10 protein-coding genes are annotated in these 12,563 nt (G+C 58.0%); 5 read left to right on the forward strand and 5 right to left on the reverse strand.

Features of this window, described 5'->3' with window-relative positions:
- Nucleotides 1-15 precede the first annotated feature (15 nt).
- Complete coding sequence (gene tkt, locus DHN10_RS08855) at nucleotides 16-2,034, reverse strand: transketolase (RefSeq protein ID WP_108814948.1); 2,019 nt, start codon at nucleotides 2,032-2,034, stop codon at nucleotides 16-18.
- A gap of 213 nt (nucleotides 2,035-2,247) precedes the next feature.
- On the opposite strand from tkt, the gene DHN10_RS08860 reads away from it, so the two are divergent.
- Nucleotides 2,248-2,718, forward strand: a complete 471-nt coding sequence (locus DHN10_RS08860; protein WP_108814949.1) for a hypothetical protein — start codon at nucleotides 2,248-2,250, stop codon at nucleotides 2,716-2,718.
- Nucleotides 2,705-3,091: a cell division protein ZapA gene (locus DHN10_RS08865; RefSeq protein ID WP_108814950.1), complete on the forward strand. Its 387-nt coding sequence runs from the start codon at nucleotides 2,705-2,707 to the stop codon at nucleotides 3,089-3,091. The genes DHN10_RS08860 and DHN10_RS08865 overlap by 14 nt, the downstream gene beginning before the upstream one ends.
- A 9-nt stretch (nucleotides 3,092-3,100) precedes the next feature.
- Here the strand turns inward: DHN10_RS08865 and grxD are convergent, their stop codons facing one another.
- The 4 genes from grxD to DHN10_RS08885 all read right to left on the reverse strand — a co-directional run bounded on the left by grxD (nucleotide 3,101) and on the right by DHN10_RS08885 (nucleotide 7,198).
- A complete protein-coding gene (gene grxD, locus DHN10_RS08870) occupies nucleotides 3,101-3,460 on the reverse strand; it encodes a Grx4 family monothiol glutaredoxin (RefSeq protein WP_108814951.1) in 360 nt (119 codons plus the stop codon).
- Nucleotides 3,461-3,530: 70 nt separating this feature from the next.
- On the reverse strand, nucleotides 3,531-3,767 hold the full coding sequence (locus DHN10_RS08875) for a BolA/IbaG family iron-sulfur metabolism protein (protein ID WP_108814952.1): 237 nt from the start codon (nucleotides 3,765-3,767) through the stop codon (nucleotides 3,531-3,533).
- Nucleotides 3,768-3,864: 97 nt separating this feature from the next.
- Complete coding sequence (purL, locus tag DHN10_RS08880; RefSeq protein ID WP_108815155.1) at nucleotides 3,865-6,024, reverse strand: phosphoribosylformylglycinamidine synthase subunit PurL; 2,160 nt, start codon at nucleotides 6,022-6,024, stop codon at nucleotides 3,865-3,867.
- 265 nt (nucleotides 6,025-6,289) lie between these two features.
- Complete coding sequence (locus DHN10_RS08885; RefSeq protein WP_108815156.1) at nucleotides 6,290-7,198, reverse strand: LysR family transcriptional regulator; 909 nt, start codon at nucleotides 7,196-7,198, stop codon at nucleotides 6,290-6,292.
- Between the two features lie 158 nt (nucleotides 7,199-7,356).
- Here DHN10_RS08885 and DHN10_RS08890 point away from each other — a divergent pair, with 158 nt between their 5' ends.
- The 3 genes from DHN10_RS08890 (at nucleotide 7,357) to murI (ending at nucleotide 12,546) form a co-directional block, all read left to right on the forward strand.
- Entirely contained in the window at nucleotides 7,357-10,773 is a 3,417-nt protein-coding gene (locus DHN10_RS08890; RefSeq protein ID WP_108814953.1) for an indolepyruvate ferredoxin oxidoreductase family protein, read from the forward strand.
- Between the two features lie 74 nt (nucleotides 10,774-10,847).
- The gene (locus tag DHN10_RS08895) at nucleotides 10,848-11,756 is read left to right on the forward strand and encodes a lysophospholipid acyltransferase family protein (RefSeq protein WP_108814954.1); all 909 of its coding nucleotides are present in this window, start codon (nucleotides 10,848-10,850) and stop codon (nucleotides 11,754-11,756) included.
- On the forward strand, nucleotides 11,734-12,546 hold the full coding sequence (gene murI / locus DHN10_RS08900) for a glutamate racemase (protein WP_108814955.1): 813 nt from the start codon (nucleotides 11,734-11,736) through the stop codon (nucleotides 12,544-12,546). The genes DHN10_RS08895 and murI overlap by 23 nt, the downstream gene beginning before the upstream one ends.
- The last annotated feature ends 17 nt before the right edge of the window (nucleotides 12,547-12,563 follow it).

Consider the following 12,563-nt stretch of genomic DNA (forward strand, 5'->3'; position numbering starts at 1 on the left):
ATGCCTTCACGAAGGTTACTTGATCAAGGATTTGACCTTGGCGACCGTATCCTTTGCTGTGATGCCAAACTCTTCATAAAGCCGCTCGGCCGGGGCAGAGGCGCCAAAGCCTTGCATGCCAACAAACCCTGATTTCTCGCGCTTGCCGCGCTCACCAAAGAGCCAACGGTCCCAACCAAAGCGGACGCCCGCCTCAATCGCGACGCGCACAGGGCCGCCGGGCAGGACGCGTTTGCGATAGCTTTCGTCCTGCTCTTCAAAGAGTTCCCAGCAGGGCATGGAGACAACGCGCGTGCCGATGCCTTCGGCATGCAACAATTCGCGGGCTTCCATGGCGATGGAAACCTCGGATCCGGTGGCCATCAAGATCGCCTGACGCTTGCCTTCGGCATCAGCCAATACATAGGCACCTTGGGCAACCATGTTCTTGTTCTTATGCTCGGTGCGCACGGTGGGCAGGCCCTGACGGGTCAGTGCCAGCACGCTGGGTGTTTTCTGCGATGTCAGTGCGATTTCCCATGCCTCTGCGGTTTCTACCGTATCGGCAGGGCGGAACACATTGGTGTTTGGCGTCGCGCGCAGCATGGCCAGATGTTCCACCGGCTGGTGGGTCGGTCCGTCTTCGCCAAGGCCGATACTGTCGTGGGTCATCACATATGTTGTGGGGATGCCCATCAGTGCCGACAGGCGCATAGCGCCACGTGCATAGTCGGTGAAACACATGAAAGTACCACCATAGGGCCGCGCACCACCGTGCAGTGCCATACCGTTCATGGCCGCGGCCATCCCATGCTCGCGGATACCGTAGTAGATGTAGCGGCCCTTGCGATTGTCGGGGTGGAAGGTGCCCATGTCAGAGGTCAGCGTGTTGTTTGACCCGGTCAGGTCAGCCGAACCGCCGATGGTTTCGCGCATAATCGGGTTGATCACTTCCAGCGTCATCTCGGATGACTTGCGGGTTGCGACCTTGGGCGCACCTTCGGAGATCTGCTTTTTCAAGGCGCGGATTGTGGCGGACAGACGTTTGGGCGGCTCACCTGCATAGGTGCGGTTGAACTCGGCCTGTTTGTTGGCAGACAGGGCTTCAAACCGGGCTTGCCAATCCTTATGGGCCTGCGTGCCGCGTGCGGCCATGGCTTCCCATTGGGCTTTGACATCCGAGGCGACTTCGAAATCACCCATAGGCGCGCCATAGGCCTCTTTCGCGGCTTTCAACTGATCAGCGTTGGTCAACGCGCCATGCCCTTTGGACGTATCCTGTGCTGCGTGCCCCAATGCGATATGGGTCTTACAAGCGATCATGGATGGTTTGCCGGCCTTTTTGGCGGCAACAATCGCGGCATCAATGGCCTCTGGGTCGTGCCCGTCGATTTCCTGCACATGCCAGCCGGAGGCTTTGAAGCGCATCGGCTGATCTGTGATGTCGGCCATATCAACGGTGCCGTCGATGGTGATGTTGTTGTTGTCCCAGAACACGATCAGGTTGGACAGTTTTTGCATGCCCGCAAGGGCAATCGCCTCTTGGCTGACGCCTTCCATCAGGCAACCGTCACCCGCCATCACGTAGGTGTGGTGATTGATGACCTTCTTGCCCCAGCTGGCGCGCTGGATTTCTTCTGCAATGGCAAAGCCGACCGAATTGGCAATGCCCTGACCCAAGGGGCCGGTTGTTGTTTCGATCCCGCGGGCGTGCCCGAATTCAGGGTGACCTGCGGTTTTGGCACCCCATTGGCGGAAGTCCTTGATCTGCTCCAATGGCATATCTTCGTAGCCGGTCAGATACATCAGGGAATAAAGCAGCATAGAGCCGTGACCCGCAGACAGGATGAAACGGTCGCGATCAGGCCAGTGCGGCGCCTTTGGGTCAAAGTTCAGGTGCTTCTCAAAAAGAACCGTCGCCACATCGGCCATGCCCATCGGCATGCCAGAGTGGCCGGAGTTTGCTGCCGCAACCGCATCAAGCGTCAGGGTGCGGATGGCAGTGGCTTTTTTCCAATGGTCAGGGTGGGCGGTGCGCAGGGCTGCAATATCCAAGGTGTTCAGGTCCTATTGGCAAGAGAAACATCAGGCTCGACAGCGTCATAGCAGGCCCAAGTGGGAGTTCAAGCATGACGGCTAAGTTCCTCTTATTGCGGGCATCGTTGGTTTGCGAGGGGGCGGGGGATGGCATACCCTTGGGACGAGCGGCACGATTCGGCGCGCTATGGCGCCCCAAAGACCAACCGTGACGCAACAAAGGATCGGTGAATGAGTGATATCAGTGCATTAGAAAGCCGCATTGCTGCGGCGCTTGAACGGATCAGGCAAGGGCTTGACCGGCAAGATGGCGACGGCGGCGGCGATGATGCCCTGCACGACGCGCTAAGTGCGGAACGCGCCAGCAATGCCGAACTGGAAACCCGTGTTGCCCAGCTTCAGGATCGTCAGGACACGCAGGTGGCCAAACTGACCGGGCGGATCGAGACCTATCAGACGCAAATCCTGAAACTCGACGAAGAATTGCAACAGCTGCGCGCCTCAAACCAGCAGCTGCGCACGCTGAACACCCAACTGCGCGAGACGGTCACCAAGGGGCTGGCGCCGGAACTGCATGATGCTGCCGTCGCCGCCGAGATCGAGGCGCTGGCCACTCAACGCGCGGCTGATACCGCCGAGATTGACGCTATTCTGGCCGAGCTTAAGCCGCTGATTGAGGAGACATCCAATGCCGCAAGTTGAAATCAGCATCGGAGGCCGCACCTTTGAAGTGGCCTGTCAGCAAGGTGAAGAGCATTTCCTGCAATCGGCCGCAGGCATGCTGGACGGCGAAGCCGCCCATCTGGCGGATCAACTGGGGCGTCTGACCGAAGCGCGGATGCTGCTGATGGCGGGCTTGATGCTGGCGGACAAAACCGCAGGTCTGGAAGACAAGGTGCGCCAGCTAGAGGCGGAAGCGGGTGAAATGCGCGCAGCGGTGGAACAACTGCAAGCGCGCCCGGCACCAGAGCCGCAGCGCGTTGAAGTGCCAGTGGTGCCCGCGTCAATCACCGAAGCAATGGCCGAGATTGCAGCACAAGCCGAAGCGATAGCGGATCAGATCGAGACCCGCTAACGGCTGTCTTTAGGCGTTGGCTTCGCGGATTTTGTCAGCGGCGTCTTTGTCGAAGGCCACATCGTTTTCCGAAAAGAGCGTGTCCAGTTCACCTGAGAGCGTCATCTCGGTGATGATGTCGCAGCCACCGACAAATTCGCCTTTGACATAAAGCTGCGGGATGGTCGGCCAGTCGGAATAATCCTTGATGCCCTGACGGAGTTGTTCATCGGCGAGCACGTTCACGTCGTTGAATTCGACGCCCATGAAGTTCAGCACCCCGGCCACGCGGGACGAGAACCCGCATTGCGGCATGGATTTCGTGCCCTTCATGAAAAGGACGACGTCGTTGCTGGCGACGGTTTCTTTGATTTGGTCTTGGGCTGTCATGTTCGTTTCCTTTGTGATCGAACAAAATCTTGTAAGATTTTGGGGCCAAATTTTTCAAAAAATTTGGGCGTTAATCCGGGACCTTCGTGGTCAGGGCCAATGCATGCAATTCGCCGTTGCTGCCGTCCATCTTACCTTTGAGGGCGGCATAAACTGCCCGCTGCTGTTGCACGCGGTTCTTGCCGCGAAAGCTCTCATCAATCACTTCGGCCGCGAAATGCGCGCCATCATCGCCTTGCACGTTGATCTGCGCATCAGGGAAACTGTCGCGCAGCAGTGTTTCAATCTCGTGGGCAGTGATCGGCATGGGGTGTCCTTTGATCGGTTGCACTTAAGTTAAGCATGGCGTTGCCGTCGGGCAAGTAGGGAGGCCACCGACGAGTGGTTTCCCTGCAAGTTGATGGTTAGGCGACAGCGTTTTCAAAGGACGTGCGGAAGATCGTGCGAAGTTCGATCAATGGGGCGCTTTGGCTGCCGAATGTCACATCTTCTCCGCCGACCTTACCCACTGTTGTCAGGGCGATGCCTGCCTGATTGGCCGCGATCATCAGTGCTTCGGCCTGATCGAAATTACACCCAATCAGATAACGCCCCTGATCTTCGCCAAAGAGGGTCGGCGTGTCTTCGACGTCGAGCGTCACGCCTGTGTCGGCGGCCTCGGCCATCTCGAACGCGGCCAGTGCCAGACCGCCATCGGCCAGATCGGTGCAGGCCTTGATATAGGCGTGGTTGGCGCGGATGAAATCGCCGTGCGCCTTCTCTGCGGCCAAATCAACGGGGGGCGCATCACCTTCGGCGCGGTCATAAACTTCGGCCAGAAGGGCAGATTGCCCAAGATGCCCGATGGTTTCCCCGACAAGCAAAAGCATGTGTCCGTCGCGCAATTCACCTGTGATCATCTGATCCGGGTCAGCAATCAACCCCACAGCCCCAATGGTCGGGGTTGGTAGAATGCCGGTGCCATCGGTTTCATTATAAAGCGACACATTGCCCGACACGATGGGCATATCCAGCGCGCTCACCGCTTCGCCGATCCCCTGGATCGCGCCCACAAACTGCCCCATGATCTGCGGCTTTTCGGGGTTGCCAAAGTTCATGTTGTCCGTGGTCGCCAATGGCGTTGCCCCCACGGATGTGAGGTTGCGATAGGCCTCGGCCACCGCCTGTTTGCCACCCTCAACCGGGTTCGCTTTGACATAGCGGGGGGTCACGTCGCTGGTGAAGGCCAAAGCCTTGCCAGTGCCATGCACCCGCACGATGCCTGCACCTGCACCGGGTGTGCGGGCCGTGTCGCCCATGACCTGTTGGTCGTATTGTTCATAGACCCACTGCTTGCCTGCGTAGTTCGGGCTGCTGATCAGGGCCCTTAGACCGTCAATGGGATGGACGCCAACAACGTCTTCCAACGGCGCGGGCGCAGGGGTTGGCACCCAAGGGCGGTCGTATTCGGGGGCAGAGCCTGACAGCGTGGCAAGTGGCAGATCAGCCATAACGGTGCTGTTGTGTTCTACGATAAAGCGGTCTTCGGCGATGGTCTCGCCCACGATTGCGAAATCGAGGTCCCATTTTTCGAACACGGCGCGGGCTTCGGCCTCAAGCTCCGGCTTGAGGACCATCAGCATGCGTTCCTGAGACTCCGACAACATCATCTCATAGGCTGTCATATTCTCTTCGCGCTGCGGGACGGCGTTGAGGTTCAGCTTGACGCCCAAACCACCCTTGTCGCCCATTTCCACCGCAGAGCAGGTCAGGCCAGCGGCCCCCATATCCTGAATTGAAATCACCGCACCTGTCGCCATCAGCTCAAGCGTTGCTTCCATCAGGCGTTTTTCGGTGAACGGATCACCGACCTGCACGGTGGGGCGCTTTTCCTCGATCGTGTCGTCAAATTCGGCAGAGGCCATGGTTGCACCGCCCACACCGTCGCGCCCGGTTTTGGCGCCGAGGTAGACAACAGGCATGCCAATGCCAGAGGCAGCAGAGTAGAAAATCTTGTCGGCATCAGCCAGACCAGCGGCGAACGCGTTCACAAGGCAATTGCCATTGTAAGCCGGATCAAAGCGCACTTCGCCACCAACCGTTGGCACGCCAAAGCAGTTACCATAGCCACCAACACCAGCAACGACGCCATTAACAAGTTGTTTGGTTTTCGGATGAGAAGGTTCGCCAAACGACAAAGAGTTCATTGCCGCAATGGGACGTGCCCCCATGGTAAAGACATCGCGCAGGATGCCACCCACGCCTGTTGCCGCACCTTGGTAAGGTTCAATGTAAGAGGGGTGGTTGTGGCTTTCCATTTTGAACACCACTGCCTGACCGTCACCGATATCGACGACGCCCGCGTTTTCTCCGGGGCCGCAAATGACCTGCGGTCCTTCAGTGGGCAGGGTGCGCAGCCATTTCTTGGAGGATTTGTAAGAGCAATGTTCGTTCCACATCGCCGAGAAAATACCCAACTCGGTAAAGCTAGGGGTACGCCCGATAATCTCGAGAATGCGCTGATACTCATCGGGCGAAAGCCCGTGTGCTGCGATCAGGTCTTCGGTGATAGTTGGTTCGGTCATGGCGGCCCCCAGAAAACTTGACGGTGTCATAGCGGGGTGGTCCCATGGGTTAAAGCCGCAAAACGGTGCATGATGCGCGATCAATGGGCTTTGGGTAAAAAAAATGCCGGGCACAAGGCCCGGCAAGTCCAACAGGGAGGTGAAGAGGATGAGCGCTAAGCATCATCGCCTTCGAAAGTTCAGATAGTGTGCAACATTTCGCCATTCAAGAAAGAATCGAAACTGAACTGTGCAAAGCCGCTATGCTCTGGTTGCATGGCTGGGGTCAGGACACGGCCTGGGTCTCGCGGATTTTGCGCCGATGGGCGAAAATCTCTTCTTGCACAAAGTCGCGGAAGGCGCTGATCCGTTTGGATTGGCGCAACTCTTCGGGGTATGCCAAAAACACAGGCACCTCGCCGCTTTCCAGATCAGGCAGCACGCGGACCAGATCAGGGAAATCTTCAGTCACGTAGTCCGGCAGCACGCCGATCCCGATATTGTTCAGCACCCCTTGCAGCACGCCAAAGTAGTTGTTGACCGTGAAAACATTGGGGATGTCATAGGTCATCAAGTGCTGCACAAGCGTGGCACCAGCCGCGACCTGAATGGAATTCAGGCTTTGGCATATCAATCGATGCGCCCCCAGTTCTTCGGGGGTTTGCGGTGTGCCATTCTGTTCAAGATAGGAATTCGTCGCATAAAGCCGCATCCGCACGGACATCAGCCGTTTGCGGATCAGGTCGGCCTGACTGGGTTCCTTCATACGGATCGCCACGTCGGCCTCGCGCATGGGCAGGTCCAGCACGCGCTCTTCCAGCATCAGGTCGATCTTGAGGTCGGGGTATTGCTCGTAAAGTTTAGGCAGGCGCGGAGCGAGCCAGAGCGTGCCGAAACCGGTCGTCGTTGTGATCCGCAATTCGCCAAACACCTCTTCTTCGCTATCGCGAATACGTGCTGCCGCGGCCTCTAGCCGTTTGTTCATGCTGCGCGTGGCATCAAACAGCAATTCACCCTGTTCGGTCAGGATCAAGCCACGTGCATGGCGGTGGAACAGGGTGGTGTTGAGTGATTCTTCGAGCGCCCTGATCTGTCTGCTGACCGCAGATTGCGACAAATGCAGCGCGTCACCAGCATGGGTGAGCGATCCGGCATCGGCAACGGCGTGAAATATTCTTAGCTTGTCCCAGTCCATATCGGCCTTTGCCCAATCGTTTTCCTGCTCGAATTGGCAGAACATTACGCGGATTACCCGTTTCGATGCAAATGGCCATGGCGATTATTTTCCACTTTGTAGGTCAGCAATTTTGACCTATAGTTGGTGCGAGAGTTTGACACGCAGGGAGGTGCGGAATGAGCCATCAGGAAGTATCGCTGAATGACCGCTATGACTTGTCAAAATCGCAAATCCTGCTGAACGGCACCCAGGCACTGGTCCGGTTGATGCTGATGCAGCGCGCCCGCGATGAAAAGGCAGGCATGAACACCGCTGGGTATTGCACCGGCTATCGCGGATCACCGCTTGGTGCGGTTGATATGCAGATGACCCGCGCGCAAAAGGTGCTGGAACCTGCGCAGATTACGTTTCAACCCGGATTGAACGAAGACCTTGCCGCCACCGCCCTATGGGGCAGTCAACAGGCGGAATTGCGCGGCGAGGGCAAGCATGATGGCGTCTTTGGCCTGTGGTACGGCAAAGGCCCCGGTGTGGACCGCTCTGGCGATGTGATGCGCCATGCCAACATGGCAGGCACCAGCCCCAGCGGCGGCGTGATCATGGCCATGGGTGATGATCATACCGGCGAAAGTTCGACCACGTTGCACCAGTCCGATTGGGCGATGATCGATGCCTATATGCCGATTGTGTCGCCCGCGGGCGTGCAGGAAATCCTTGATTATGGCCTCTACGCTTGGGAACTGTCGCGCTATGCGGGCGTCTGGGTTGGCCTGAAGACCATGAAGGACACGATTGAGGTCACATCCGTTGTCGATGGTGACCCGCATCGGACGTCTTTCGTGCGCCCTGATCTGGCATTGCCAGAGGGTGGGCTGAACATCCGTCTGGTCGACACGCCGCAATTGCAAGAAGCGCGCATGATTGACCACAAACGCTTTGCCGCCGAAGCATTCAGCCGGGCCAACAAGATGGACCATCGCAAATGGGGTAAACCGGGCGCCAAGGTCGGCTTTGTCGCGGCGGGCAAGAACTGGCTGGATTTGCAGCACGCGCTATCATTGCTGAACATTGATGAGGCCGAGGCCGCGCGTCTGGGCATCACGACCTATAAGGTGGGGCAGGTCTGGCCGCTGGATATGGCGTCGTTCCATGAATGGGCCGAGGGGCTCGATCTGATTGTGGTGGTCGAGGAAAAGCGCAAGCTGATCGAAGTGCAGGTCAAAGAGGCCCTGTTCGATGATCGGCGCGGGCGGCGGGTTTATGGTTGGCATAAGGGTGACGAGCATTCCGAAGGTCGCCGCGAAGAGATTTTTCAGACGAAGGCCGACCTGAATCCTATTGTTATTGCAGAGAAACTTGGCAACATATTGGCCGAGGAAGGTTGCGGTTCCGACGGGATCAGCGCCGGTCTGGCACAGCTGTCAGAGGCACGCCGCGCCGACAACGCGCCAGAGATCGCAGCGCGTTTGCCTTATTTCTGTTCGGGCTGTCCGCATAATTCCTCCACCAAAGTGCCCGAAGGATCGCGCGCCTACGCAGGCATCGGCTGTCACTATATGGTGCAGTGGATGGACCGCGAAACCGTGGGCTTTACCCAAATGGGTGGCGAAGGCGCAAACTGGGTGGGTGAGGCGCCGTTTTCCACCCGCGACCATGTGTTCCAGAACCTTGGTGACGGCACTTATAACCACTCTGGCGTGCAGGCGATCCGCTTTGCCCTGATGGCGGGCACGAACATCACTTACAAAATCCTCTATAATGATGCCGTCGCCATGACTGGCGGTCAGGGCAATGATGGAGACCTGAAAGCGGACCAGATTTGCCGCGAATTGCAGGCCATGGGCGTGCGCAACATCGCCTTGGTCTATGACGAAAAGGAAGATGTTGATCTGGGGCTGTTCCCAAAAGGACTCGACCTGAACGAACGGGCAGAGATGCCCGCTGTGCAGGATAAATTCAGCAAATACAAAGGTGTATCAGCCATTGTGTATGTACAAACCTGTGCTGCTGAAAAACGCCGTCGCCGCAAACGTGGCCAGTTCCCGGACCCCGACAAGCGCGTCTTTATCAACACCGACGTCTGCGAAGGCTGCGGTGATTGCGGAGTGCAATCCAACTGCGTTTCTATTGTCCCGGTCGAAACCGAACTGGGACGCAAACGGGCGATTGATCAATCCTCTTGCAACAAGGATTTTTCCTGCGTGAACGGGTTCTGCCCGTCCTTTGTCACCGTTGAAGGCGCGCAAATCCGCAAAGAGGCCACCGCAGAGATCGACCTGCCAGACCTGCCTGACCCAGAGCTGCCCAGCATTACTGGCACGCATAATGTGGTGATTACTGGCGTTGGGGGCACGGGCGTTGTGACCATCGGGGCCGTCATGGCGATGGCCGCCCATATGGATGGCAAAGGTGCAGGCATGATGGAGATGGCCGGCCTTGCCCAAAAGGGCGGCGCTGTCCACATTCACTGCCGCATTGCAAATGCGCCCGAAGACATCAACGCGATCCGCGTGGCAACCGGGGAATGTGACGCGCTGATCGGGGGCGATCTGGTCGTCTCGGCGGGTTCGAAAACCTTGGGCCTCATGAAGACAGGTCGCACCAAAGGTGTGGTCAACAGTCACGAGATTATCACCGGCGATTTTACCCGCGACACTGAATTCAAACTGCCTGCCGATCAGTTGCAGCTATCGCTAGAGGCTCGGCTGGCAGAGGGGCTGGCGATGTTTGATGCTTCTGATCTGGCCAAGGCGCTGCTTGGCGACAGCATCTATTCCAACATGATGGTTTTTGGCGCTGTCTGGCAAATGGGCGCTATTCCAATAAGTTACGAGGCGATCCTTGGCGCGATAGAATTGAACGGAGCGGCGATCAACCGCAACATTCGCGCCTTTGAGCTGGGGCGTTGGGCCTATCTGCATCCGCAGGACGCAGCCAAGTTGCTGACGCCTAATGTGGCGGCGATGCCCAAGACGCTGGACGAAAGAATTGCGTTCCGCGCGGACAGGTTGGTGACCTATCAGGGCAGGCGTCTAGCCAAGCGGTACCACCGTTTTGTAGAGCAGTTTCAGGACGCGCCGTTACAAGAGGCCGTGGCCGACGGTTATCACAAGCTGTTGTCCTATAAGGACGAATATGAAGTTGCGCGGCTGCTGTCGGACACAAAAGACAAAGCCGCCGCAGAATTTGATGGCGACCTCAAGCTGACCTATCATTTGGCCCCGCCAATGGTGTCCAAGACCGGCGCAAATGGGCGCCCCGTCAAAAAGGAATACGGCGCGCGCATGGCATGGGCCTTTCCCAAACTGGCCAAGCTGAAATTCCTGCGCGGCACGCCCTTTGACCCATTTGGACGCACAGCCGAACGCAAGATGGAGCGCGCCTTGATCAAGGAATACGAGGCCGACCTGCGCGAAGTGCTGCAAATATTACGCCCCGATACGCGCGATGCAGCGATTGCGCTGGCACGTCTCCCCATGGACATTCGCGGCTTTGGTCCGGTGAAAGAGGCGAATGCGCGCAAAGCGGCAAAACGGCGCGAGGAACTGCTGGCGGTGCTGCGCGCGCAGCCGATGCAACAGGCGGCAGAATAGGCATCTAACGTCATGACACTGTCGCAGTTTTGTGGCACCCAGCGCGTGTAATGAAGAAACGCAGACGCAAGACCATGGCCACCGACAGGCAAGTGGCCCGCGATATCACTTACGCCTCCTCGGCCAAGGGGCGCAGTGGGCGGGCCGTGATCCGTGTGATGGAAAACGCGACCGGGCGTTTGCGGCTGATCCGCAGGGCCAAAGGCTATGACGTGGATGTCGCCGCCGGGCAGGATTTCTGGACCGTGATGACGGATCGCTACAACGTCGATCTGAACGTTGTCAGCGGCACCCTTGAAAACATCCCGCGCAGTGGTCCTCTGATTGTTGTCTCAAACCATCCCTACGGCATTCTGGACGGGCTGATGATGGGTCGCATCCTGTCCGAACGCAGGTCCGGTGACTTTCGTGTGCTGGCACACCGCATCTTTCGCCACGCCCCCGATCTGGAGCAAGTTATTCTGCCGATCTCATTTGATGAAACCAAAGAAGCGGCCAAGCTGAACCTGGAAACCCGCAAGGCGGCTGTTGATTACCTGCAACAAGGTGGCGCGATTGGCATTTTCCCCGGCGGCACGGTGTCCACTTCAGCGACGCCTTTTTCGGAACCGATGGACCCCAACTGGCGGACTTTCACGGCCAAGATGATTGCCAAATCGGGCGCAACCGTTGTTCCCGTATATTTCGAAGGCCGCAACAGCCGTTTGTTCCAACTGGCCAGCCATCTGCACAGCACCTTGCGCACCGGTATGTTCGTTCGCGAGTTCAAAACCAAGATCAATAAACCCGTGCGGATCGTGGTCGGTGAACCGATCCCAACGGCGGTTTTGGGCGTCTACAAAAAAGACCCCAAAGCGTGCATGGATTTCCTGCGCAAAGCCACGTATGAGTTGAGCCCAAGCCCGCTTGACGCAAGTCACATCGGGCATGAATTCGAAGAGAAATACAAGGCGCGGCGCAATGGCGGTAGGCATATTCGATAGCGGGCTAGGCGGGTTGACGGTGCTGGACGCCGTGGCGAAACGCTTGCCCGATCTGCCACTGGTCTACATGGGCGACAGCGCCCACGCACCTTATGGTGTGCGCACCCCCGATGATATTTACAATCTGACAACTGCCGCCACACAGCGCCTGTTTGATGCGGGCTGCGATCTGGTGATCCTTGCGTGCAACACGGCCTCTGCGGCGGCTTTGCGGCGCATGCAGGAGGGTTGGATTCCAACCGATAAACGCGTGCTGGGTGTCTTTGTGCCGTTGATTGAGGCGCTGACCGAACGGCAATGGGGCGACAATTCGCCCCCGCGCGAGGTGAACATCAAACATGTGGCCCTGTTTGCGACCCCAGCCACGGTGTCCAGCCGTGCCTTCCAGCGTGAATTGGCCTTTCGCGCCATTGGTGTCGATGTCGAAGCACAGGCCTGCGGCGGTGTTGTTGATGCCATCGAAGACGGTGACATGATCCTAGCCGAGGCTCTGGTGCGCAGCCATGTTGATGCGCTCAAGCGCAAGATGCCGGACCCGGATGCCGCCGTTCTGGGGTGCACCCATTACCCGCTGATGGCAGATGCGTTTCAGGCGGCCCTTGGCGAAGATGTGAAAGTGTTTTCGCAGGCTGATCTGGTGGCCGAAAGCCTTGCTGACTATCTGCAGCGCCGTCCCGAGATGGTGGGGCCCGGCACGGACTCTGGTTTTCTGACGACCGGTGACCCTGATCAGGTGTCGTCGCGCGCGACGCAATTCTTGCGACGACAGATCACCTTTGACGCTGCATAAACCCATTCCAAGATATT

The organism is Loktanella sp. Alg231-35 (assembly GCF_900143545.1).
Lineage (GTDB): Bacteria > Pseudomonadota > Alphaproteobacteria > Rhodobacterales > Rhodobacteraceae > Yoonia.